19 protein-coding genes are annotated in these 25,812 nt (G+C 38.1%); 12 read left to right on the forward strand and 7 right to left on the reverse strand.

Annotated features, from left to right (window positions below; all coding sequences use genetic code 11):
- Positions 1-421 precede the first annotated feature (421 nt).
- Positions 422-3,262 (forward strand): SusC/RagA family TonB-linked outer membrane protein, encoded by a 2,841-nt coding sequence (locus ACLI50_RS12400; protein WP_343643749.1) that lies wholly within the window; start codon positions 422-424, stop codon positions 3,260-3,262.
- Between the two features lie 12 nt (positions 3,263-3,274).
- Entirely contained in the window at positions 3,275-4,726 is a 1,452-nt protein-coding gene (locus ACLI50_RS12405) for a RagB/SusD family nutrient uptake outer membrane protein (RefSeq protein ID WP_343643750.1), read from the forward strand.
- Positions 4,727-4,808: 82 nt separating this feature from the next.
- On the opposite strand, the gene ACLI50_RS12410 is transcribed toward ACLI50_RS12405, so the two are convergent.
- Positions 4,809-5,735: an AraC family transcriptional regulator gene (locus tag ACLI50_RS12410; RefSeq protein WP_202838899.1), complete on the reverse strand. Its 927-nt coding sequence runs from the start codon at positions 5,733-5,735 to the stop codon at positions 4,809-4,811.
- A 182-nt stretch (positions 5,736-5,917) separates the two neighbouring features.
- Between ACLI50_RS12410 and ACLI50_RS12415 the strand changes: the two genes are divergently transcribed.
- From ACLI50_RS12415 to ACLI50_RS12425, 3 genes are all read left to right on the forward strand, one after another.
- Complete coding sequence (locus ACLI50_RS12415) at positions 5,918-7,447, forward strand: aldehyde dehydrogenase family protein (protein WP_343643752.1); 1,530 nt, start codon at positions 5,918-5,920, stop codon at positions 7,445-7,447.
- A gap of 212 nt (positions 7,448-7,659) precedes the next feature.
- Positions 7,660-8,694, forward strand: a complete 1,035-nt coding sequence (gene adhP, locus ACLI50_RS12420) for an alcohol dehydrogenase AdhP (RefSeq protein WP_110010178.1) — start codon at positions 7,660-7,662, stop codon at positions 8,692-8,694.
- 87 nt (positions 8,695-8,781) lie between these two features.
- Positions 8,782-9,165 (forward strand): DUF779 domain-containing protein, encoded by a 384-nt coding sequence (locus ACLI50_RS12425; protein WP_202838901.1) that lies wholly within the window; start codon positions 8,782-8,784, stop codon positions 9,163-9,165.
- Positions 9,166-9,183: 18 nt separating this feature from the next.
- On the opposite strand, the gene ACLI50_RS12430 is transcribed toward ACLI50_RS12425, so the two are convergent.
- Positions 9,184-10,383 carry a dicarboxylate/amino acid:cation symporter gene (locus ACLI50_RS12430; protein ID WP_137905907.1) on the reverse strand — a complete coding sequence of 400 codons (1,200 nt, stop codon included), beginning with the start codon at positions 10,381-10,383 and terminating at the stop codon, positions 9,184-9,186.
- A 93-nt stretch (positions 10,384-10,476) separates the two neighbouring features.
- On the opposite strand from ACLI50_RS12430, the gene ACLI50_RS12435 reads away from it, so the two are divergent.
- Genes ACLI50_RS12435 through ACLI50_RS12445 form a run of 3 tightly spaced genes read left to right on the forward strand, consistent with a single transcriptional unit; the run spans position 10,477 to position 12,265 of the window.
- Positions 10,477-11,391 carry a DnaJ C-terminal domain-containing protein gene (locus tag ACLI50_RS12435; RefSeq protein WP_411413905.1) on the forward strand — a complete coding sequence of 305 codons (915 nt, stop codon included), beginning with the start codon at positions 10,477-10,479 and terminating at the stop codon, positions 11,389-11,391.
- A 3-nt stretch (positions 11,392-11,394) separates the two neighbouring features.
- Positions 11,395-11,697, forward strand: a complete 303-nt coding sequence (locus ACLI50_RS12440; protein ID WP_079242769.1) for a chaperone modulator CbpM — start codon at positions 11,395-11,397, stop codon at positions 11,695-11,697.
- Positions 11,698-11,734: 37 nt separating this feature from the next.
- Positions 11,735-12,265, forward strand: coding sequence for a hypothetical protein (locus tag ACLI50_RS12445; protein ID WP_411413906.1), 531 nt, complete (start codon positions 11,735-11,737; stop codon positions 12,263-12,265).
- Between the two features lie 55 nt (positions 12,266-12,320).
- On the opposite strand, the gene ACLI50_RS12450 is transcribed toward ACLI50_RS12445, so the two are convergent.
- The gene (locus tag ACLI50_RS12450) at positions 12,321-13,313 is read right to left on the reverse strand and encodes a PLP-dependent cysteine synthase family protein (protein ID WP_110010173.1); all 993 of its coding nucleotides are present in this window, start codon (positions 13,311-13,313) and stop codon (positions 12,321-12,323) included.
- Positions 13,314-13,494: 181 nt separating this feature from the next.
- Positions 13,495-14,724: an ABC transporter permease gene (locus tag ACLI50_RS12455; RefSeq protein ID WP_110010172.1), complete on the reverse strand. Its 1,230-nt coding sequence runs from the start codon at positions 14,722-14,724 to the stop codon at positions 13,495-13,497.
- Between the two features lie 4 nt (positions 14,725-14,728).
- Here ACLI50_RS12455 and ACLI50_RS12460 point away from each other — a divergent pair, with 4 nt between their 5' ends.
- Positions 14,729-15,925 carry an exo-beta-N-acetylmuramidase NamZ family protein gene (locus ACLI50_RS12460; RefSeq protein ID WP_411413907.1) on the forward strand — a complete coding sequence of 399 codons (1,197 nt, stop codon included), beginning with the start codon at positions 14,729-14,731 and terminating at the stop codon, positions 15,923-15,925.
- On the opposite strand, the gene ACLI50_RS12465 is transcribed toward ACLI50_RS12460, so the two are convergent.
- From ACLI50_RS12465 to ACLI50_RS12475, 3 genes are read right to left on the reverse strand one after another with little or no spacing between them, the layout of a single operon-like run.
- Positions 15,926-16,132, reverse strand: coding sequence for a hypothetical protein (locus ACLI50_RS12465; protein ID WP_062674325.1), 207 nt, complete (start codon positions 16,130-16,132; stop codon positions 15,926-15,928).
- Between the two features lie 4 nt (positions 16,133-16,136).
- Complete coding sequence (locus tag ACLI50_RS12470; protein ID WP_202838906.1) at positions 16,137-16,769, reverse strand: DUF3575 domain-containing protein; 633 nt, start codon at positions 16,767-16,769, stop codon at positions 16,137-16,139.
- A gap of 14 nt (positions 16,770-16,783) precedes the next feature.
- The gene (locus ACLI50_RS12475; RefSeq protein WP_137905903.1) at positions 16,784-17,959 is read right to left on the reverse strand and encodes a thioredoxin family protein; all 1,176 of its coding nucleotides are present in this window, start codon (positions 17,957-17,959) and stop codon (positions 16,784-16,786) included.
- Between the two features lie 228 nt (positions 17,960-18,187).
- Between ACLI50_RS12475 and ACLI50_RS12480 the strand changes: the two genes are divergently transcribed.
- The 3 genes from ACLI50_RS12480 to ACLI50_RS12490 all read left to right on the forward strand — a co-directional run bounded on the left by ACLI50_RS12480 (position 18,188) and on the right by ACLI50_RS12490 (position 25,810).
- A complete protein-coding gene (locus ACLI50_RS12480) occupies positions 18,188-19,771 on the forward strand; it encodes a histidine kinase (RefSeq protein WP_277695341.1) in 1,584 nt (527 codons plus the stop codon).
- 129 nt (positions 19,772-19,900) lie between these two features.
- Complete coding sequence (locus ACLI50_RS12485; RefSeq protein ID WP_411413908.1) at positions 19,901-22,474, forward strand: zinc-dependent metalloprotease; 2,574 nt, start codon at positions 19,901-19,903, stop codon at positions 22,472-22,474.
- Between the two features lie 6 nt (positions 22,475-22,480).
- A complete protein-coding gene (locus ACLI50_RS12490; protein WP_411413909.1) occupies positions 22,481-25,810 on the forward strand; it encodes a SusC/RagA family TonB-linked outer membrane protein in 3,330 nt (1,109 codons plus the stop codon).
- The last annotated feature ends 2 nt before the right edge of the window (positions 25,811-25,812 follow it).

Raw genomic sequence — 25,812 nt, forward strand, 5'->3', positions numbered from 1 at the left:
TATGTTATGGAAGATCAGGAATTAAAAGTTGAAAAGCGAATGCAATGAAATGATGATATTGGCTTTAAATTATGAGTCGTATTTGTGATATAAGGATAATTTTATTACTATTTTATATGGATTTTACCTGGGTGAAAACAGTATTTTATTTATTACAATTCATTTTTAAACTGATTTTTTTAGTTAATTGTTTGCATTAAAGCTGACCTTACGAAATTTTTAAAACTTCTTAATATTGTGTTAATATTATGTTGTCCGGGATTTTTTTTACTTTTTTTCAAATCACTTCTTGTTTGATTTTTTAAAATTGCTTTTTTAACGAAATTATTGCACTTTAAATTGTTGTTTATCAGTTGTTTAATGTTTGTTTCTGCTTGCATTTATTAACATATTTGTCTATGGATATTAAAATGTGTTAAATATGAATGTTAAACTTTATGCATTAAGTGTAGGTGTTTTGTTCTTTTCGGGACATACGGTGTATGCACAGAAAACGAAAAATGATACCATCCGGAAAGAAATCGAAGGAGTTATTGTAACAGGGTATCAAAAAAAGACCAAAGATGAAATTGCCCAGGCTCAATCTGTTATTACGGCTGACGAGTTAAAAACCCAAACTCCCGCAACTTCTATAGGTAATATGCTGCAGGGGCGTGCTTCTGGAGTATTTGTACAGGCTAAAAACGGACAACCGGGAACTGCTGCTGAAATTAATATTCGAGGTATAGCAGGTTTTAGCGGAAGTTCAGAACCTTTATATGTCGTGGATGGTATATATATGACAGCCAGACAATTCAGCGCAGTTAATGGAAATGATATCGAAAGCATGGTAGTGCTTAAAGATGCTGCAGCAACTGCCCAGTATGGCTCAAGAGGAGCAAATGGAGTGATTGTTGTCACTACAAAAAAGGGTAGAAGTGGCAGAACCCAGTATTCATTTGAAAGCAGGCTCGGATTTTCAGAAAAAATTTCTGATAAAGAACTTAATTTCGAAATGATGAATTCTGCCCAAAAACTGCAATATGAAAGAGAAATGAATGCACTCGGGCTTGGTGGGCTGCCGGTTTATACCCCTGCGGATGAAGAAGCTCTTCTGAAGCTAGACCATAACTGGCAAAAAGATATTTTAAGAACTTCTTTTCTTCAGAGTTATCTGCTTTCTGCAAGAGGTGGAGGTGCTAAAAATAAATTCTACTACTCTCTCGGATATGATAAAGATGATGGTATTGTACGTGATATAAATGGTCTTGACAGATATACAGGAAGGTTTAATTTTGAAAATAACCTAAGTGACAGACTAAAAGTAGGATTAGACCTGGGGGCTGCCTACCAGAATACTCAGAATATTCGCGACAGAAATAATACCCAAAGCCCGTTTGGTGCAATGTACAGGTACAATCCGTTTGAGCCGGTATATAATTCTGACGGATCCTACAATATAAAACTGAGAGCAGGATCAAATGTGGTTGAATCATTAAGAAATGTGCCCGATATTGAACAACGATTAAGGGTATCCGGAAATATATTTGGGGAGTATAAATTCAATGACGGATTGTCCTACAGAATGTACTTTAATTCTTTATATGACAATCTGGTAAATACTACAAATGTTAAAAAAGGTTCACAGTTAGATATTACGACCAATGGAGCCAACGGATTAGGCAAACTGACCAAATCAACATTCTACACATTCAATTATATTTATGGAAACCGGTTGGATTTCAGGAAACAGTTGAACGATCACTATGTGGGTGCAACAGGTATTGTAGAGTTTAGCAATGAATTTACAGAAGATATTACAGCAAGTGGTACCAACTATAAAAATCCCAATTCTGATGTACCTTCTAATACAACTCCGTCAGATAAAAATACCTTTACAGGAAATAAGATAAGAAGTACCCTGTTCTCATTATTAGGCCTTTTTGAATATAATTATCAGAAAAAATACTTAGTCACAGCTTCTATTCGTCAGGACAAAAGCTCGAAATTCGGTGCCAATAACAAATCAGGGATTTTCTGGAGCAGCAGTGTAGCATGGAATATCGGCAAGGAAGATTTTCTCAGCCAAAACTTTTTTAATGATCTTAAGCTAAGGGCATCTTATGGGATAACCGGTAATGACAGAAATATACCCAATTATGCCAATATAGGATATGTTGCTTATGGAGATTACGGAACAGGAGGAACAATGATTCCTACAGATGTTATAGGAAATCCTGATATTAAATGGGAAACCAACAGAACAACCAATTTAGGAGTTGATTTTGCATTTCTGAAAAGCAGATTCAGAGGTGCTGCAGAAGTATACCGTTCAGACCGTAAAGATTTTATCCAGCTCCTGCCTATGCCTTATGAATCGGGAAATTATTCTATATACCAAAACCTTGGTAATATGCGTACTGAAGGAATTGAGACAGAATTTACCTTTGATGTCATCAAAAAGGAGAATATAAAACTCTCATTACGAGGCAACGCTTCCTGGCAAAGAGCTAAAATAATTTCTCTTGATGGCATAAATACACGGAGAAATTTAGGTGAAACTTCTTTAATGGTAGGAGAAACACCTTATTTCTACAGGCTGGTAGAATATGCCGGAGTGAATTCTGCTGATGGAAAAGCACTATACTATACAGACAGAACTACACCGGATAAAGGAGAAAATTTTTATTCAGTGAATGGAAGAACAGCCACAGATGTTTACAATGCCACTTTGGATAAAAAAGATATCACAGATAAAAGCCCGCTGCCAAAATTTTTTGGTGGATTCGGGCTAAGCCTTGAAGCTTATGGATTTGACCTTTCCGCAGACTTTTCTTTCAAAACAGGTGCATATACCTATAATTATCAGTCACAAATGTTGCAGAATCCTTCCAACAGAAAAAATAATATGAGTGTAGATGCATTTAATTACTGGAAAAATCCCGGAGATACCGATGTTCTGCCGAAGCCGACAACTTTAGGACTGAGAGCATCTGACCAGTTTCTGGAAAAATCAGATTATCTGAGATTCCGGACCTTGATGATTGGCTATACTTTCAGTAAAAAAAGTCTGGGCAATAAAGTTCCGCTCAACTCATTAAGAATATATGTGCAGGCTCAGAATTTATTAACGTGGACCAGTTTTAAAGGAGATCCGGAGGTAGCAGTAGGATCCGGAGAGAGTCAGCTGCAGGCTGGTCAAACCTATGTGGCAGGTTCATTTGCACAATTTGGTTATCCGGCTGTCAGACAGTTTATGTTCGGTATTCAGGTAGAATTTTAAAATGTAAAAAAAATGAAAAAGTTAATTATATCGGGATTATTCCTTTCTCTGTTGACTGCAGCTTCTTGCGAAAGAGATTTGGATCAGTATTCAAGTAAAAATACATTGTCTGATCAGGCATTTCAAACCTCCTCGGATTACAGATTGGCATTAGACGGAATCTATGATGTCATGAAAGAAACAGGCTATTTCTCAGGCGATAGTGGAAACCAGAATATTATGGCAGATATCACATCTGATAATTTAATTCAGAGCCCTTCAGGCAGATTATCCAATAACAGAGCCTGGATTTTAGAATTTGGTGCCGACGACGGTCAGACCACAGCTCTGTATAGCGCAGCATACCAGGCAATTTCGAGAGCTAATTTTGTTTTGGAAAACCTGGGTAAAGGAATCCTTTCCCCTGCAGATGCCTTGAAAGTTGAGGCAGAAGCAAGAGCCCTAAGAGGAATTATTCATTTTGATCTTGTAAGAGCATATTGCAAAATACCTACTCAGTCTGCGGATGCCAACAGTTCTTTAGGAATAGCATATATGACAACTACCTCCAATAGTCCGGTAACGAGAGATCTGACCGTAGCTCAGGTTTATGATAAAATTATAGGAGATCTGGAGTTTGCAAGAATCAATATTCCACAGACAAATGACACTGCTGCACCATTTACGAAAGGCAGGCTTAATAAAGCTGCAATAGATGGGTTACTCTCAAGAGTGTATCTTTACAGAGGAGATAATACAAAAGCGCTTCAGACAGCGGAAGAATCCATTGCTCTTTCGCCAAGTGTAGGGTCAATTGATAACTTCCCGTCAGTCTGGAACAATACCAATCAGGACGGAACTTTGCTTGAAATACTGAATTCTGATGCAGAAAAGGTTACAGTGGGCGTTTCATATAATCAGATTGTGGGAGGTGCTATCAAATCTGAATTTGTAGTTTATAAAAATTTTTATGATATGTATACCTCTAAAGATATCAGAAAAAGTACCTATTTCCAGGTAAGTTCCTATTCAGGCCAAAGCTATATAAATGTTATAAAATATAATACCAGAGGATCTTTACCAAATGTTGTAAATTACAAATACCTCAGAACGGCAGAAGTTTACCTTAACGGTGCTGAAGCAGCTTATACCTCTAATCCTGCCCGAGCTCTTGCATTGCTTAATATTCTTAGAAAATCAAGGTATTCTGATTATACCCCACTAAACCTTACAGGGATAGCGTTGTGGAATGAAATTCAGAAAGAAAGAAGATTGGAACTCATGGGAGAAGATGACAGATGGTACACCCTCAAGAGATTAGGACTTGGTTTGACGAGACCTGCTCTGGGCGCCTTAAGTACAGGAGGAGGTGCTCCTGCTCCCACACTTAACCTGCCTTCTTCAAGCTACAAATGGCAATGGCCGATTCCATTGGGAGCAATTAATATTAATTCTTCTATTCAGCAAAATGAAGGTTATAAATAAGGACCTATGGTAGTTCGCTGATCAAAAATTAACGGGACTGTACTTTTGCGGACAGTCTCGTTTTTTTTACAAATTCACCATTTTATTTAGGAAATATTATTTTATCCTGATAACTTTTCGGAGTCACTCCTTCCAGTTGTTTAAATACTCTTGTAAAATAGTTCGTATCTGAAAATCCCGTCTGAAAAGCAGTTTCCTTTATGCTGGTCCGGCTTGCCAGCAATTCCTTCGCTTTGCTGATTCTTTCCTGCAAAATGAAATCATTGGGAGATGTTCCCAACTCATCTTTGAACATTTTAAAGAAATTCGACTTACTTACATAAGCCAGCTTGGCAATACTGTCGATCGATAATTTCTGATGCAGGTTTCTTTTAATATAATCTACTGCAAAACCTATCCTGGATTTATTTTTTACAATATTCTTTTCCACCATTCTCCTTGCCTGAGTCTGCATCAGCCTTATCAGAAGTTCTTTCAATGCAAAATCAGCCATGATATCTTTTTGAGAATTATCATCCATGGCAATTCTCATAATATTGTTGGTGGCAGAAGCAAGTGCTTTATTATTAAACAGAAAATACTCATCAAGCTGAATGTTCCATTGGGAAGTTTCATCTACTTTAGGAAGATGGTAATTCAGATAGTTGAGAGAATCCTCAATAAAATCAGGATTAAGGCTTAAAGAAATACATTGGGTAGGAGTTTCATCCGCCTCAGGAAAATCAATCACCATTGTTTCTCCCGGGGCTACCAGAATGCTTTCTCCCGGATAATAATCAAAGTAACTGGTCTTATTATCCAGTTTCATATGTTTTTTACCCCTCAGCATTGCCGTAAATGCAATGTTTTCAAAATGAAGTTTTACATCAAAAGCGGCCTGGTGAGTCTCATAAATGCTGAACTCACAATTGTTTAGATTGAATTTCGTCTGGTTTTCAACAAGACTCAATAGTTGGCTCTCCTTTCGTAATTCAGGAGTGTTTAATAAAATCTTACTATTGTTATTCATTTCTAAATTTTTTTGAAAAAGAGGTAACTCAAATATAGAAAATTTGAGTGTACGTTGCTGTTAATAAAATACTAAAATTGAACCTCTTGCACTATTTTCCACTTTTTTTATACGATTGTGCTATACTCTTTCTGGCTTCTCAGTGTAATTTGGCGTTATCGAAAAATAAAAACAATACTAATATGAGCACTATTACAGAACCAAGATCAACAACGCTTTTACAGCGCCCGGAGTTTAAAAACAGATACGATAATTATATTGACGGGAAATTCACTCCACCCGTTAAAGGACAGTATTTTGACGTGGTTTCCCCGGTAGATGGCAAAAATTTCACCCAGGTAGCACACTCGTCCAAAGAAGACCTGGAACTGGCTGTAGATGCAGCTGAAAAAGCATTTCAAACATGGAAAAATACTTCTTCTACAGAAAGAAGCATCATCCTGAACAAAATTGCAGACAGGATGGAACAGAACCTGGAATACCTTGCTACAGTAGAAACAATAGATAACGGAAAAGCTGTAAGAGAAACACTGGCAGCAGATCTACCTTTAGCTATTGATCATTTCAGATACTTTGCATCTGTGATCCGCGCTGAAGAAGGATCTCATAACGAACTGGACAAAGATACCGTGTCCCTCATCGTGCATGAACCTCTTGGAGTGATTGCACAGATCATCCCATGGAATTTCCCGATCCTGATGGCAGTATGGAAACTGGCTCCCGCATTGGCTGCAGGAAACTGCGTCGTGTTGAAACCGGCAGAAAGTACACCTGTTTCTATTATGGTTTTAATGGAATTGATCGGTGATCTTTTACCGGCAGGAGTTATTAATATTGTTAACGGATTTGGAGCAGAACTTGGAAGGGCGCTCGTTACCAATCCGAAAGTTGCCAAAGCAGCATTTACAGGATCTACTGCAACAGGACGTCTGGTAATGCAGTACGCTACAGAAAATATTATTCCGGTAACGTTGGAATTGGGAGGAAAATCACCCAATGTTTTCTTCAATTCTGTAATGGATGCAGATGATGAATTTTTAGATAAAGCCATAGAAGGAGCTGTTCTTTTTGCCCTTAACCAGGGAGAAATCTGCACATGTCCTTCAAGATTACTGGTTCAGGAAGGAATTGCAGATGCCTTTATTGAAAGAGTAATCGAAAGAGTAAAAGCTATTAAAGTAGGAAATCCTTTGGATAAAACCGTAATGATGGGAGCGCAGGCTTCGCAGATCCAGAAAGATAAAATCCTTTCCTATATCCAGTTGGGAATAGATGAAGGAGCAGAAATATTGGTGGGTGGAGATGTCAATCACCTGGGAGAAGATCTTGAAGACGGCTACTACATTCAGCCTACCATTTTCAAAGGAAACAACAGAATGAGAATTTTCCAGGAAGAAATTTTCGGGCCTGTGCTGGCATTTACCACTTTCAAAGATGAAGAAGAGGCCGTGAAAATTGCCAATGATACGATCTACGGACTGGGAGCAGGTGTATGGACCAGAGATGCCCACCAGCTGTACAATATTCCAAGACAGATTGAAGCAGGTAGAGTATGGGTAAACCAATATCACTCTTATCCGGCAGGAGCTCCTTTCGGAGGTTACAAACAATCAGGAATAGGAAGAGAGAATCATAAAATGATGCTCGACCATTACCGCCAAACCAAAAACATGCTGATTTCTTATAACAAGAATAAGCTAGGTTTCTTTTAATATTATTATTTAGGACGTGCCCGATTGCCTTGGCTTTATCCAGGGCAAAACGGTCGGGCTATCCAGGGCTGCACTTCGTTTCGGTGCTCCATTGCATTGCGCACCGGCTCGTTCCTCGCCGCCCTTCCTATCCCTCACGCAGGGAAATTTACCTGTTCAGAAGCAGAGATAAAAACTGATAACCTTAAATAACTCAATCCAAAAAAGAAAATATGATTCCAAAAACAATGAAAGCGGCAGTAGTTCAGGGCTACGGCCAACCTTTGAAAATAGAAGAAGTACCTGTAAGAGAACCCGGAAGATATGAAGTCCTGGTTAAAGTCATCGCCTGTGGAGTCTGTCATACAGATTTACATGCTGTGGATGGCGACTGGCCTGCCAAACCTAAGATGCCGCTTATCCCCGGACACGAAGGAGTAGGGATCGTGGTAGCCTGCGGACCGGAAGCTTTTGTGAAAGAAGGAGATGCGGTAGGAGTTCCATGGCTGTACAGTGCTTGCGGATGCTGCGATTATTGCATTACAGGATGGGAAACCCTTTGTGAAGCACAGAAAAACGGAGGGTATAGTGTAGATGGCGGATTTGCAGAATACGTCATTGCAGACTCAAGATATGTGGGACATTTGAAATCTGATGTTAACTTTTTGGAAATTGCCCCAATTTTATGTGCCGGAGTCACAGTTTACAAAGGATTAAAAGAAACAGAAACAAAACCCGGCGAATGGGTAGCCATTTCAGGAATCGGTGGACTGGGACATGTAGCAGTTCAATATGCAAAAGCTATGGGAATGCATGTTGCTGCTATTGATGTAGCAGATGATAAGCTTGAACTGGCGAAAAAATTAGGTGCAGACCTTGTAGTCAATGCAAAAAACACAGATCCTGGAGAATATTTGCATAAAGAAGTCGGCGGAATGCATGGTGCATTGATTACTGCGGTTTCACCTATCGCTTTCAAACAGGGAATAGATGTACTGAGAAGAAAAGGTACCATTGCTCTGAATGGCCTGCCTCCCGGCTCTTTTGAACTCCCTATTTTTGAAACGGTTTTGAAAAGGATCACCGTGAGAGGTTCTATTGTAGGAACCAGAAAAGACTTGCAGGAAGCATTGGATTTTGCCAATGAAGGACTGGTAAAAGCCACCGTTACTCCTGCAAAACTGGAAGATATCAATGATGTATTCGATAAAATGAAAAAAGGACAGATTGACGGCAGAATCGTTTTAGATATTGCCGGCTCAAATTAATTTGATGATGTATAGATGATCCCGGTTAATTTATTGTACCGGGATCTTTTGTCAATATAAGGTTTACATTAAATCAAAATAAAAACAATGGAAACAAAAAGATCAAGACTTTCCGCTACGGAGCAGGCACTTGAAGTAATTGACAAGCTGGAAGATCAATACGGCCCCCTGATGTTTTACCAGGCAGGAGGATGTTGTGAGGGTACACAGCCGCAATGTTTTGAAAAAGGAGGCTTCTTTCCCAGAATGAATGATGCCATGATAGGAACCATTAACGGACATGAGTTCTGGATAGACCGCGATTTGTTTGAATACTGGAAATATTCACATTTTACCCTTGATGTTACAGAAGGTTTCGGACCCGGTGGGTTTTCACTGGAAACTCCCTTGGGAAAAACATTTAAAGTTCATTACAGGCTTTTCACTCCTGAAGAATATGAAAACCTCGAACCGGTAAAACGTAGTGAATAGTGTACTTTAACAAAAAAGTCAGACCTTGACAAACCGGTTGACAAACATAGCCGCCACAATATCTCCCACAGCGTTCAGAACGGTAGCCAACGGATCTACCAATGTCCCGATGATCATTACGGCAGGAATCGCTTCCTGGGGTAGTTTATAAACAGAAATCATCAGCATTTCCCCAATATACCCGCCGTTAGGAATTCCTCCCGCTACAATACTCACAAAAACAGTAATCCCCAAAGCTAAAAGAAGATTGGCAGGATCAAAAAAATCTTTCCCAATAATTAAGAATGCCACGTAGATCTTGATAATAGATGACATGGAAGATCCGTTTTTATGCAGTGTCGTTCCAATAGGAATCACCAGATTGGCAATAGAATTCGGAATCCCGATTTTGGAAGCCGCCTGTAAATTAGCAGGCATTGTTGCAAAACTGCTGCAAGTGCTTATGGCGGTTAAAGTAGGGTAGATGGCATTGGTCCAGAAACTTTTGACTCCATTTTGTCCATTCGCCATAAACGCATAGATAGAAAAGAACACAAGGAAATAAATAACTCCTGCAATATAATATAACCCTAAAGGTTTAGCATAAAATCCAAAAAGTTGTGGCCCTAAAGTAGCGACCTGATAAGCAAAATAAGCGCCCAGACCAATAGGAGCAAGCTTCATCACCAGCAGAAGAAGTTCTTTCATCACTTCATATCCTGAAGCGATAAACACTCTGAAAGGCTGTCCTTTTTCTCCTGTTTTTCTGGCTGCAAACCCTGTCAGGAAAGCAAATACCAGAAGAGCCAGCATATTCCTTCTTGAGAAAAGCTCTGTGAATTCTCCCACGGTAAAGAAACTTACAATTCTGTTGCCCCATGTATCCTCATTGGCTGCTTCAGAAATAATCTCAGAACTTCCAGAAACCCCTGAAACCGGAAAAAGGTAGACCGCACAAATTGTGAAAACAGCTGCTGTGAGAATAAAAAATAAGAAAGTAAGGGCCATTACAAGGATGATCTTTCCAAATTTAGATTGCTGCTCCAGAGAGGCAATAGAATTGGAAACCGCAAAAAATACCAGAGGAACCACACTCACAAAAAGAAGATTCAGAAAAATATCTCCCAAAGGTTTAATGTATTCCACAAAACCGGGTGCAACAATTCCTATGATGCTTCCAACAATAATTCCTAAAAGTAAAAATATGATTCCGGAGTAGTTTTTCAATACATCTTTCATGTATGGCTTTTTATCAAAGATAGGTTTATTTTTAACATTCTGTTATACAATTTTCAGACCTAAAATTCATAAATTTGAGTAAACCTCATTTCTATGGCTTATATAGATTATTATAAAATTTTAGGCGTAGATAAAAACGCAACACAGGATGATATCAAAAAAGCCTACCGGAAATTGGCAAGAAAACATCATCCCGATCTCAACCCCGGAGACAAAGAAGCAGAAAAGAAATTCAAAGAACTGAATGAAGCGAACGAAGTGCTGAGTAATCCGGAAAACAGATCAAAATATGACAAGTACGGAGAACACTGGAAGCACGGCGAAGAATACGAAAAAGCCCAGCAGCAACAGCAAAGACAGTATCAACAACAAAGTTATAACGGAGGTTATTCCGGTGCAGACTTTGGTGGAGGTGAAGATTTCTCAGATTTCTTCCAGGATATGTTTGGCGGTGCAGGCGGTGGATTTGGCAGAAGTTCCAGAGGAAGAGCCTCTGGCAAGTTCAAAGGACAGGATATTCATGCTGAACTGAACTTAAATTTAAGGGACGCCGCAACTACTCATCCGCAAACTTTTGAAATCAATGGTAAAAAAGTAAGAATCACGATTCCTGCAGGAGTATATGACGGGCAGCAGATCAAGTTAAAAGGACATGGAAATCCAGGCGTAAACGGAGGACCCAATGGAGATTTATACATTACCTTCAATATCCCGGCTGATCCGGATTTTGAAAGAATCGGCGATGATCTGAAAACCAAAGTCTCCATTGATTTGTATACTGCCGTTCTGGGCGGAGAAGTAAAAGTACATACGCTCCATGGAAGTGTAAACCTTAAAGTAAAACCGGAAACCCAAACCGGAATGACAGTAAGGCTTAAAGGAAAAGGTTTCCCTGTCTATAAAAAAGAAGGAGAACACGGTGATCTTTTTGTAACCTATGAAGTGAAACTGCCAACCAACCTTACCGAAAAGCAGAAAGAACTTTTTGAACAACTAAAAAATTCCTAAGCTATGAGTGAAAGAATATCACGGGAAGAACTCGTAAAAATCTATAATATAGAAATTACTTTTTTTGATGAGCTTGTAGATTACGGGCTGCTGAATATTCAGATTGAAAATAATATTCATTATCTGATGTATGAAGATCTGCCTGACCTGGAAAAATTTGCCAACTGGCATTATGATCTCGAAATTAATCTGCCCGGCCTGGAAGTGATTCATAATATGCTGAAAAAACTGGATGCGCTGAACCGCAGAAACAGAGAACTGATGAATAAACTTTCTGCAATAAGTGATCAATATGAAGATATTTAGTTTAGTTTTGTAGCTTTTTAAAGCAAACTCTATAATTATGAATGAAGAAAAGGTGATTACACTAAAGCCGGACAGGAAGATTTTTGAAGATATTTATTTTAGCGGTAATCAGGGAAGTCTGCTTTTTTCACCTACTACAAAAAGTAAAACGATTGCCACCATTACAGCAGCAGTAGTTGTTTTCATCGTTTTTCTTTTCAAAGATCTTTTGAGTAAAGAAAGTGTAGGGATTTTATACTTTTTAAGCTTTATATTTTTGCTTTGTGCTGTTTTTTTATCCGTAAGCGTTAATAAAGTTTCAAGATGGAAAAAACAGGTGAATCATTATTTAAGTGTGCTTGAAAGATGTAAAGTATATGAAATCAGGTTGGATAAGGACTTTTTCACCGTCAATATTGATGGCGAAAAAGAAACCAGCGAATGGAAAGATTTTGAATATTTTGACAGCACTCATGAATTTATTTCTCTGGAAGGAAAATACAGCTATATGTTTCCCAGAAAATCAATGAATGAGAAAGAATACAGCTTTCTCAAAAATACATTGAAAGAGAAAGTTAAAACCGATTAATAAAAACAAAAACGGAGCAAAATTTTGCTCCGTTTTTTATTATATACAAGTTAGCTTATTTGTTCTCTTCCAACCAGCCCATTTCCTTCATCCACTCGTCATTGTAGATTTTTCCTACATATCTTGAGCCATGGTCATGAAGTAAAACAACAATGACATCATCTTTTGTGAACTGATCTTTCATCTGAATTAAAGATGCAATAGCACTTCCGGCAGAATATCCACAGAAAATACCTTCCTCTTTCGCCAGTTTTCTGGCATAGATAGCACCGTCTTTATCCGTTACTTTCTCAAAGTGATCAATTACAGACATATCATAGTTTTCAGGAATAATGTCTTCCCCGATTCCTTCTGTAATATAGGTGTAAGCATGGTCATAATGCAGTTCACCTGTTTCGTGGAATTCTTTCAGAATAGAGCCATAAGTATCCACTCCGATTACTTTGATATCCTGATTTTTTTCTTTGAAAAATGTTCCGCATCCGGTGATTGTACCTCCTGTTCCGGCTCCTACGACAAAATGAGTCAATTTTCCTTCTGTCTGTTCCCAGATTTCAGGAGCGGTAGATTCATAATGAGCAGCTCTGTTGGACAGGTTATCATATTGGTTGACATACCATCCGTTTTCCGTTTCTTTTGCCAGTCTTTTGGAAACTGAATAATAAGAACGCGGATCGGTAGGTTTTACGTCGGTAGGGCAAACAATTACTTCAGCCCCTACAGCACGAAGAATGTCACATTTTTCCTTTGACTGTTTTGAATTGGTTACAAAGATACATTTGTACCCTTTGATGATGGCTGCCAAAGCCAGTCCCATTCCTGTATTTCCGGAAGTTCCTTCAATAATGGTTCCTCCAGGTTTTAATCTGCCGTCTTTTTCGGCATCCTCTATCATTTTAAGAGCCATTCTGTCCTTTACGGAGTTTCCGGGATTGAAGGTCTCTACTTTTGCTAATACCAATGCCGGAAAATCTTCACCTAATACTTTGTTAAGCTTTACCAGCGGTGTGTTACCTATCGTTTCAAGGATATTTTTTGCGTATTTCATAAATGTTTTATAAGCGGCACAAAGATAAGGCTTTTAAAATTATCTGTGCTGTGGATAACGTGTGGATAAGTTGTGGATAACACTGAAATCAACTGATACACAATCAATAACTTTCAATTATCAATTATCAATTATCAATTATCAATTATCAATTATCAATTATCAATTATCAATTATCAGGTTAGTTGTACTTAATCGCTTTCACCGGAGAAATCTTACTGATCAGGTAGCTCGGAATAATCAAAGCCAGTCCTGAGATAATAAGAATTCCTACTGAGATGGAGACAATAGCAATAGGGTTAAGATCTACCGGAACGGTGCTTACATAATAATTTTCAGGATTCAGCTTGATAACTCCAAAGAATTTCTGGATTAAAATCAATCCCAATCCGATAGCATTTCCGTACAAAAGCCCTGGAATCATAATAATCAGGGTATAATTGATAAAGGTAGCTCTTATCTGTGAATTGCTTGCGCCTAATGTTTTGAGAAGACCAATAGAATTGGTTCTTTCGATAATAAGGATCAGCAAAACCATAATGATATTGATGACCACTACGATAAGCATAATAATAATGATCAAAGCAATATTGGTATCAAAAATACTGATCCAGTCTGTAATCTGCGGGAATTTTTCTGTCGCTTTCTCAGCATAATTTTTATACCCGATCAGTTTCTCAATGTCAGGAAAATCTTTGTCGATATCATTCACATTCTTCAGGAAGATATCGATTCCGCCAATTTCATCAGGTTTCATATCCTGAATTTTTCTGGCATGATTGATACCGCCGATAACGAATTGCTCGTCAATGAGCTTGATATCCGTTCTGTAAATTCCGATAACTCTGAACTTACGGTAAAGCGGTTTCTGATCAGCTTTTAAAAATACGGTTACAATGCTGTCATTCAATTTAAGATGAAGGTCATTGGCTACTTTCTGAGAAATCGCTACATCACTATTGAATCCTTTTTCTGTTACCTTCGGAGTTGTTCCGGCTATAAGGAATTTTTTAAATCTTAAACTATCAAAATCCTTACCGATTCCTTTAAATATAATGCCTGCGAAATTGTGCTCATTACGCATAATTCCGGTAACTGTTACATATTTTTGAGTGCTTTCCACATCGGGAAGTTCTTTTATCTTGGCAATATTCAGTCCCTGATTGTCCAGTACAGAAGTATTGTATGAAGAATTGGATCTTGTGGATCTTACGGTAATATGTCCGCTGAAATCAGCCAGCCTTTCTTTGATAGCTTTTTTTGAACCAAAACCGGTGGCTACGGTAATGAGGGAAACAATAATTCCCAATGCTACGGAAAGCCTGCCAATGAAGATGATAACCCTTGAAAGGTTATTTTTGTTATCTTTGGAAAATGCTATTTTTCTAGAGAAATATAAAGGAAATTTCAAGCTTATGAATTTAGATTTCAAAATTAAAAATTTACTTCTGATTTGCCTAATTTTTTTAGGAGTATTCAACCAATATTATTCTCAGACTCAAGTTCAACCGGATTTTAAAACGGGTGCCGACCAGCCTGAAATCTATCTGCCGCTGTTAAAAAATAAAACAATAGGGGTGGTAACCAATCAGACAGGTTTAATGAGTGATAAAACCCACCTGGTTGATTTTCTTGTAAAAAACGGAATTAAAATCAAGTCTATTTTCGCTCCTGAACATGGTTTCAGAGGAGATGCAGATGCAGGTGCAAAAGTGAAGAACGGAGTAGATGTGAAGACCGGAATTCCCATTGTTTCACTATATGGAAATAATAAAAAACCAAAGCCGGAACAGCTTTCCGGAATTGATGTGGTTGTTTTTGATATTCAGGATGTTGGAGTGAGGTTTTACACGTATATTTCCACTTTGTCTTACCTGATGGAGGCAGGCGCTGAAAACAATGTGGAGATCATGGTTTTAGATCGTCCCAATCCGCATGACGGATATACCGACGGTCCTGTATTGAGGAAAAAATGGGCAAGTTTTGTTGGACTTCACGAAGTTCCTGTAGTATATGGACTGACAATAGGAGAGTATGGAAAGATGGTAAACGGAGAGAAATGGCTTAAAAATCAAGTACAGGCGAAATATACGCTTGTTCCGATGAAGAATTATCATAAAAAACAGCGTTACCCAATACTTGATAAACCTTCTCCTAATTTACCCAATGATAAAGCTATTAATTTATATCCAAGCCTTTGCTTTTTTGAAGGTACTCAGGTTTCTGTAGGAAGAGGAACAGATCTTCCTTTCCAGATTTATGGTTCTCCATGGACGGAAAATCTGCCTTATCAGTTTACGCCTAAACCAAGTTATGGTGCTAAAGATCCTTTCCTGAACGGGAAGCTGTGTTATGGTGAAAACCTTTCCGATTATCCTAAAGATTTAAGAGAACTAAATCTTGAATGGGTAATCAAAGCATATCAGAATTATAAAAATCCACAGCAGGATTTCTTCCTGAAAAATCTGTGGTTTGATACTTTATCCGGAACTGATGAATTGAGAAAACAGATCATCGCAGGAAAATCAATTCCGGAAATTAAAGATTCATGGAAAAAAGATCTGGGAAGTTTCGAAAAGATCAGAACCAGATATGTGGTGTATGAAGATTAATTAATCAAAATTTTGGGGCGGATTTTTATCATTTCTGCCCTTATTCAATATAAATAGTCCCACAGTTAATCCAACAACTCCTGCAAAAGCCGTCATTAAGGCTCTCTGTAATTTGTCAGGTAAATCATTCCCGATATAATTCATTAAAAAAAGAATCACAAAAGTGATCACTGAAATGATAATATGATTTCTTCCGAATGGTTTCATTGTATTATTTTAATTTATAAGAAATCATGACACCGCCTCTGTATGGGATGATCTCACCGCTTTTATTGAATTCCTTGGCAGAATCGTAACGCCTTCCTGTAGATTTATCGTACCCTTTATAAAATCCTTGTGATGTTCCGATTGTTCCGTAAATATCAAGATTCCAGCGCTCGGATAATTGAAACTGGTATCCTGCTGTAACTCCCAGCATTACAGAAAATCCTTTCTGGTACAGGTTGGAGTTCTTAAGGATTTCCCCATTCCAGTTTTCAAAGGTGTTGTCATTCCAATAACTCCATTTTGTGGCATTGTAAGCAGCAACAGCTACGTTTGCACCTACATACCAATGTTTGAAAGCTTCAGTAAAGTAATATCTTCCTTCTGCAGAAACTGAGTAAAACTGTAGTTTATGTCCTGCGAAAGATTTCCATGGTGAAATGAAAACATCTCCCTGAAGGGTATATTTCGGACTGATCTGTTTTTCTATTCCCAGGTTTAAAATCCCTATCGGAGCAAATAAAGCATTCCCTTTTATGTATAAACTTTTATCCTGTCCTCCTTGTTCCTGTTCCTGAGCGCTCAACGTAGTTGTAGACAGGAAAGCTAAAATGCCTGCTGCTAATAATTTATATTTCATCCGGTTTATAATGTTTATTTTATCTGCTTTAATAGTTCATCTGCCAGTTGAGAATCCTTATTGCCCTGAACTGCCATATTTTTAGACATTTCAGCATAGTTTTTTGCCATCTCTTTATTTCCGGTAAGGTGATAAAGCTTGGCAAGAATATAAGTGTTTTCCGAAGTTTCGCTTCTCATAACAGATTTTTCTGCCCATTCTGTAGCCTTCTTTAATGAAGATGGAGTTTTCACATGATCTGCAAATATCCATGCTGCTCTCAGGAGCTCATTCGGATCAAAGGCATCAGAATTTTTATAATAATCTAAAGCCGCTTTCTCGTATTCAGGAAAATTACTGTTCTGTTCATAATAGCTGAGTTTAGTCTGATTCAGCTTTTTAACAGCAGCTTCTTTCCCTACCAATGGTTCGGCAGCTTTCATAAAATAGTCATCATTGATTTTTTTATTTTTATCATCAATAGACTGTTCTACTATTTTTCCCAGTTTCAGCTGGGCATCAAATTCATTGTAAGTTTCTTCAGGAAGGAATTTAATAATCTCTGCTTTTCTGGATGCAAAAACAGGATAGTTGGTATCTTCCGATGATTTTACGAAGTAAAGAAGAAATCCAATTTCATCCTTTGACAGTTCTTCGGTTTTCTTTTTGTTCTGGAAATATCTTTCTGAAGCTTTTTTGGCAAATTCATAATCTGAGTTGGCATTAAGCTTCATAATATTGATCAGGAATTCCGGGTCTTTTTCCCCGCCGGCAAAGCGGTCTTTAAGAGATCCTTTTTTGTTTCCCGGTGAATTGATATCCTGAGCCATTGCTACAAACAGGCTTTCTTCCATATATCCGGTATTTCGGGAAACAAGCTCACCTTCACCGTTCAGGAAAAGATAAGTAGGATATGAGCGTACTCCGAATTTCGAAGCGATATCTCTGCCTTCTCCTTTTTCCATATCAAATCGCGCATTAATGAAGTTGGTATTGTAATAATCACTCACGGACTTCTGTGTGAAGACATTTTTTTCCATCATTTTACAAGGGCCGCACCATGATGCATAGGCATCAATAAAAACCAATTTCTTTTCTTTCTTGGCTTTGGCAATAATGTCCTTGAATGGCAGTTCCTGAAACTGGATGGCTTCCTGAGCTGAAATAGCGATGGCACAAAAAATAGATATCCCGGAGATGATCTTCTTCATTTTTAAATAAGATTTGTAGGCGAAGATAATTAATTTTCAAAATATAGCGTGATGAATAGGTGGTCTCAATGACGATATTAACGAACTTTAAGACTTAAGCGTATCTGATTTTTGTTTTTTACTTTAAAATATGAAATCTAAATTTAATTCACTTTACAGTCCTGAAATCTTTGTTATATCTTTGCAAACGAATAATTTATATGTAGAGGAATCCATAATTTAGAGAATTTGATTATTAATTTTAAGCACGCCTTATCCAAAAAATCCATTTATATCACCGCTTTATCTGCCTGCCTGATCGCAGTGGCAGCATTTGCTGTTTTGAGTCTTTTGATCACAGAAGACAGCCGTAAGAATACCGATGATTTTGCAAAGAAAACATTCTTCCGAAAGTATGAATCGATAGAACATGAATTCAGAAATATTGAGGATTATCAGTATCTGCTTCGCGCACTAATTCAAAAGGACGGACTGAAGAATTACAAGGATTATTCTTCGGTTTTAAATGATTTAAATAAAAAAAGAAATCTGCTGCCCTATAGCTGGTATTATTATGAAAACACCACTTCAGGAAAAACAGATAGTAATAATCCTTTATCCGGTATTTTCAGGAAGACAGATCGTAAAGAGAATTCTATTGTGATAAAGAATAACGGACCGGGACATTTTAAAGACCTTTTGCTTACCAAAAAGGACAGCATGTATTGGATTAGTTACGATTCTTTGATACTACCTGATAAAAACAAATTGTACTATGGCTCTACCGTAAGCCTGGATGATCTTCATCAATATTTTATTAATGTCGATAAAAGTTCCAATACCTACGCTTATGTCTTTACCAAAGAAGGAATCTGTATTACCCATCCTGAGAAGAAGTATATCGGAAAGAATATTTTTGACTTTACAGATATTAAAGCTAATGATACACTGACCAGCAAAACTGAAGCAGGATATACTAAAGGAACAGCCGTTTCAGAATATCTGGGAGTGGAGGTAACACGCTTTATAAAACCATTGAAGACTGATAATTTTGATGGATACACGGTAGTGAATCATGTAAATTTTATTATTGACGAAAATATCAGCAAGATAAAAACCTATACTGTTTATATTTTTCTGGCAGCGTTGTTTCTCATTGTAACGGTCTTTATATTGTTTCAGAGAGCAACCAGCCTGGCTTATCAGGAAAAAGAAAAAATACAGTCTGAGAAGAATTTATTGTTGGTAGAAAACGAAAAGATGCACAAAGCAGAAGTGATCAATCAGCTTCAGCAGCTTAAAAATAATATCAATCCCCATTTTCTTTTCAATTCATTGAATTCCCTTTATATGTTGATCGGGATCAATAAAGAAAATGCACAGAAATTTACCATGAATCTTTCCAGGATTTACAGGTATCTTATAGTGCCTCCAAAAGACAATATTGTTCCTGTTTCGCAGGAAATTAAATTTATACAGCACTATATGGAACTTCTGAAAAGCAGGTTTGATGAAGAACTGAAGTTTGAATTGATTATTAATGCTCCTGAAAGTCTTGAAAAAAGAATTCCCTATTTATCCCTTCAGATAGTCACGGAAAATGCGACCAAACATAATATTGCAACGATGGATCAGCCTTTGGAAATTATCATTATCGTTGATGAGGACGGGATCACGGTAAAGAATACCTTGCAGCCTAAGACGGAAACGGTACAGGGAGAGAAATTCGGAATTGAATATTTGAATCAGGTTTATGGATATTTTAAGAATAATCTTCTTCATATTTCTGTAGATAGTGAATATTTCGTATGTTTTTTGCCTTTAATGAAGTAAAATAAAAATCCATTCACTCCCGAATTAGCACCATTCACTCCCTAATATTATATATATGATTCATGATACCTATAGCTTTGCTGGCTGAAACTAAGATATTTACTATTTGGAATGAATCGGACTATTTTAATGAAGAATTACAGGCTGGCACTGTATCTCGGTCTTGCTATGGCCTCACCAATGGCAATAGCACAGAAAAAAGATAAAGATACGGTAAAGGTCAACAAAGAAAAAACGGATAAGACAGAAACCTCTTCCTCCAAGAAAACCAAAAAGATTGAAGACCTGATCAAAAAAGGAACCTATAAAAAAGGACTTTTTAATACCATTCAGGTAAAAACGGATATTTATTTTGAAATTCCTGACAGTTTGATGGGACGTCAGTTTTTGGTGGTCAACAAACTTTCTCAGGTTCCCATGCAGGTCAATGAGGCTGGTTTGAACAAAGGAATGAACTATGAGAATAAGGTCATCTCTTTTTACCGTGATCCTGTAGCTAAAAAAGTATGGGTAAAAACGGTGGTACCTAAAGTGTCATCCCCAAAAAATGATGCGATTACAAAATCTGTGAAAGACAATTTTTCAGAATCTGTGATTGAAGTCTTTGATATTGAAGCACAAAACAACGACTCTACGGCTGTAGCCATTAAAGTGAACAAAGTTTTTGACGGAAACCAGAAAAGCTTTAATGATGTGCTGGCCAATGTAGGATTGGGTGGATCTGTGAAATCAAGTCTTTCTTATATAGAAGGTGTGAAGACTTTTCCTAAGAATATTGTGGTGAAGTCCCAATTGTCTACTTCTGTCAATGAAGGCGGGGTAGATCTTCCGGTAACATTAGGCGTTACTACCAATCTGGTTCTTCTTTCTAAAATACCGATGAAACCAAGAGTAGCGGATTCAAGAGTAGGATTTTTCTCCGAAAAACACTGGTCGTTTAATGACAATCAGCAAAAAATGGATGAGAAATTCTTTATTACCAAATGGAATCTTGAACCGAAGGACGAGGACAAAGAAAAATATTTAAAAGGTGAGCTGGTAGAGCCCAAGAAACCGATTGTTTATTATATCGACCCGGCAACACCAAAACAATGGCGTGAAAAGATTATCGCCGGAGTACATGACTGGCAGGCGGCGTTTGAGCAGGCAGGATTCAAAAATGCAGTGATTGCGAAAATGCCGGATGAGAAAGATGAAGATTTTGATATTGATGATGTAAGATATTCTGTAATTACTTACGCCGCGTCGCCAAAGTCAAATGCAATGGGGCCATCAGTAGTAGACCCGAGAAGTGGGGAAATTATCGAAGCAGATATAATCTGGTGGCATAATGTAATGACTTCTCTTCATGACTGGATGAGAATTCAAACAGGACCTATTGACCCTAAAGCAAGAGGAAATAAATTCAGTGATGAACATATGGGAGAAGCGATCCGTTTTGTTTCATCCCATGAGGTAGGGCACACTTTCGGACTGAAGCACAATATGGGAGCATCCTTTGCATTCCCGGTAGAGTCGCTTCGTTCCAAAGAATTTACAGACAAAATGGGTGGTACGGCACCTTCCATTATGGATTATGCCCGTTACAATTATGTAGCTCAGCCGGAAGATGGTGTTACAGCAATCACTCCGAAAATTGGTCTTTACGATAAATATGCCATCGAGTGGGGGTACCGTTGGTATCCGGATGAATTCGTAGAGAAGAAAGCGCTGAAAAACTTAATTGAAAAACATGAAGATGACCCGATGTACTTCTATGGAGAGCAGCAGAGCTACCTGGAAACCATTGATCCGCGTTCGCAGTCTGAAGATTTAGGTGATGATGCGATGAAAGCCAGCGAGTACGGAATCAAAAACCTGAAAGTGGTAATTAACAACCTCCTGAAATGGATGTATGAAGATGGTAAAGAATACACAGATGCCGGAAAACTGTATCTGGGAGTAATCGGGCAGTGGGATTTGTATACAGGTCATGTGATGGCGAATGTAGGAGGAATTTATCTGAACAATACTGTTTTTGGTAACAAGAAGAAAGCCTATGAAGCTGTACCTGCAGAAATTCAGAGAAGAGCAGTTGATTATCTTGTTAAAAATGCCATCAACCTTCCGGAATGGTTATTCTTTAATCCGATTACAGAAAAAACGTATCCGGTTAAGGATTCACCAATGGGACCATTCGAGCAGACACCATATACCATGGCAAGAGGAATGCAGTATGCAAATATCTATTCTTTGTTTATGGATGACAGATTGTTGAGGTTACTTGAAAATGAGCTGAAACATCAGGTGTCTGGCTCTAAAGAAGAAATCTATACGGTTGAAAATTTATTTGATCAGGTTAGAACTGCCATTTTCAGTAAAAAAGGAAGCCTTACGATGCTTGAGAAAATGACTCAGAAAAATTATGTGGATGCTTTGATTGTCTCTGTGAACAAATTATTTGAAAAAACAGCAGTGAAAGGATTGAAAGTAGATGATACTTTGAATATGCCTACCATCTGTAATTTTCATGAAGATGATCATGGTTTGAGGAATATCAATTATTCATCCATGAAAAGAGTATCTGAAGTGACAACTTACAAGAGAGCAGAACTTCAGAAAGTTCTGGATTTACTGAACAGAACAAGGTACAGAGGTGATGATGCTTCCAGAGCACATTACACAGATTTAATCATTCGTATACAAGAGGCTTTAAACAAATAAACGGCAATGAAAAAAACTCTAATACTTTTACCTCTTTTGGCTGCTAATATAGCAATGGCCCAGCAAAAGAAAACCATCACCGGGAAAATAGAAGACGGAAATACGTCTCAGGTTATCACCGGTGCGTCTATAAAAATCGAGACCCAATCGGTCTCTACAAAAACAGAGTTGGAAGGAATTATCGAAAGTGTATCAGTAGGTACGGTAACCGATAAGGACGGAAAATTTATATTGGAAATCCCTGCTGATACAAAAACGGTATTGGTAAGTTATCCTGGGTATGAATCCAGAGTCATTCAGCTGAATGAAGGACAGACTAATTATACTATCAGACTGACTTCTGAGGTTTCAGAAAAAAATAAAATCCAGGAAGTTATTATCACAGGGTATCAGAAAATTGAAAAGCGTAAGCAGACTTCAGCGGTTTCTACCGTTAAAATGGACAACATCAGCCAGGCTGGTGTTGCCAGTGTAGACCAGATGCTGGCAGGGCAGATTGCCGGTGTGGCAGTAACTCCTGAAACGGGAGCTCCGGGAAGTCCGGCGAAGATCAGAATCAGAGGGACAGCTTCCCTTTCCGGTCCCCAGGATCCGCTATGGGTCATTGACGGTCTTCCGTTAGAAGGAAATGATGTTCCGAATTTTACGGATAAAGACAATATTGATCAGCTCCAGAACTTCTCTATCGCAGGCTTAAACCCTAACGATATTGAAGATATTACCATCCTTAAAGATGCAGCGGCAACAGCTATTTATGGAGCAAGAGCAGCCAACGGAGTTATCTCTATCACCACCAAAAAAGGAAAGAAAGGAAGTCTGAAACTGAACTTCTCAGCAGACACTTTCGTTACCTCTCGTCCTGATTTTGATAAATTAAATCTTTTAAATGCTTCTGAAAAAGTAGACCTGGAACTGATGCTTGCCAAGCGTGCAGATCTTACGTACCGTGCCGATAAAGGAGAAGTAATGAGAATCCTGACGCAGAATAACCAGCTTGATGCTTTCAGAAACGGAGGGTTTGATGCTTTGAACTCATTCACACGCCAACAAATTAACGGTTTAAGAAATAACAATACAGACTGGGGCAAACTGTTATACAGAAATGCCATCAACAAACAATACGGATTAAGTGTTTCAGGAGGAAGTGATCGCGCAGATTACTATTTCTCCCTGGGATATTATGATGAAGAAGGAACAACTATCGGTACAGGTTTTAAGCGTTATAACCTGACTTTGAAAAACAATTATAAACTAAGCGATAAGTTAAATGCAGGAATCTCTATTTTCGGAACGCAGAGCGAACGTACATCTTTTGTAACAGATGCTGATGCTTCAATCAACCCCGTGAATTATTCAAGAAATGCCAATCCTTACATGAAGCCTTTCAATGCGGATGGAAGCTACAATTATGATAGAGATATGGATGGTTTTGAAGATCGTTATATTCCTTTCAACTTCCTTGAAGAACGAGAGAATACCAACTATTCACTGAAAAATAACTCTTTGAAAGCAATTTTAGATTTAGAATATAAAGCTTCAAAAAGTTTAAGATTTACTTCTCAGTTGGGACTTCAGTATGATGCTAATAAAACAGAGAAATTTGCAGCGGAGAATACCTATTTTACCAGAAAAATGAAAGAAAATACCCGTTACTACAAAGACGGTAAATACAATTACTTTCTGCCGGCTGGTGCGGTAAAACAAAACTGGGATAATGATTTCTTCCAGTACAACTGGAAATTACAGGCGGCATATAGCACGAAGATCAATAAACATGAAATTGATTTGATGGCAGGAACAGAAATCCGTAAAACAGAAGATAACACAACCATCACGAGGGCTTTCGGATACGATCCTTCAACAAGAAGAGCCACAGCAATCGTTTTCCCGAATTCAAGTTTTGCAGCTGATAAAAGATATGAAACCTACCGTGAAGCAGCTCCTATCGAGAATGCCTATGCATCTATGTTTGCTACAGCTTCTTATACGTATGATCAGAAATATACATTCTTTGGAAGTGTGAGATATGACGGTACTAACCTGTTTGGAGTTAACAAAAAGTATAAATACCTTCCGATATGGGCCGTTTCAGGATCATGGCTGGTAACGAAGGAAGACTTTATGAAAAATATTTCTGCTGTATCCAACCTTAGATTTAGAGCATCTTACGGTCTTCAGGGAAATATCGACAGAAACACCTCACCATTCTTTATCGGTGAATATAATGATGCCACCATTCTTCCTGGAGGAAAAGAATCGATTATCAATGTTCTCAGCCCTCCTAACGATAAACTGAGATGGGAAAAAACAACCAATACCAACTTAGGTCTTGATTTGGGATTGTTCAATAATCGTGTAAGCCTTACCGCTGATGTCTACAGCAGAAAAGGTACGGATATGATCAGTATGAAAGAAACTCCTTTGGAAACAGGATTCGAATATACGATGATGAACTGGGGAAGCCTGACCAACAAAGGTTTTGAACTGGCGATATCTACCAGAAACATCAATCATGATAATTTCAAATGGACGACTACCATTAACTTTGCACATAACAAGAGCAGAGTATTGAGTGAGCAGCCGCGTGATAATGCATTGCTTCCATCAAGAGAAGGACTTCCGGTAAATGCTGTTTTTGCTTTGAAAACAGCAGGAATGGATGAACAGGGAAACCCATTATTCTGGAAAGGAGATCAGAAGGTTTCAGCAGCAGAATTCTTTAAGTTATATGATGTGTATGCAGATTTCCTGCCAGGGCAGCTTGTTGATACCAAACTTTCAAATGCTGAGCTGAGAAGCCTGTTTACTTATGTAGGAGACAGAGATCCGAAATTTACCGGAGGGATTATCAACACCTTTAAAGTAAGTAATTTTGACCTTACCATCTCTGCAACATTCAACCTGAAGCAGACAGTAATGAGAACTCCTTCTTACCGAGGTATGGAGTTAGACAGAGGAAGAAACTACACAAGAGATATTTATGAAGCTGGAGGTTCGCTTCCGGGAATTACAAGTCCTGATATGGAAGCTAACCCGGACGGATGGATGGCCAATAAATGGTTTACAGGAAACCGTTCCAATGCCTACAGCTTACTGGATGTATGGGCAAAAGAAATCAGCTATATCAGAATCAGTAGCATCCGTTTAGGGTACACACTTCCTAAAGAATTTACAAATCCTATGGGGATTTCGAGCCTGAGACTGAGCGTTGAAGGACGTAACCTGTTTGTATTCAGCAACGGATACAAAGGATATTTCGATCCGGAAACGTATGGTAATATTTATGCACAGCCTATCACCAAGTCGGTGACCGTAGGATTTAATGTTTCTTTTTAAAA

The organism is Chryseobacterium cupriresistens (assembly GCF_046614675.1).
GTDB lineage: Bacteria > Bacteroidota > Bacteroidia > Flavobacteriales > Weeksellaceae > Chryseobacterium > Chryseobacterium cupriresistens.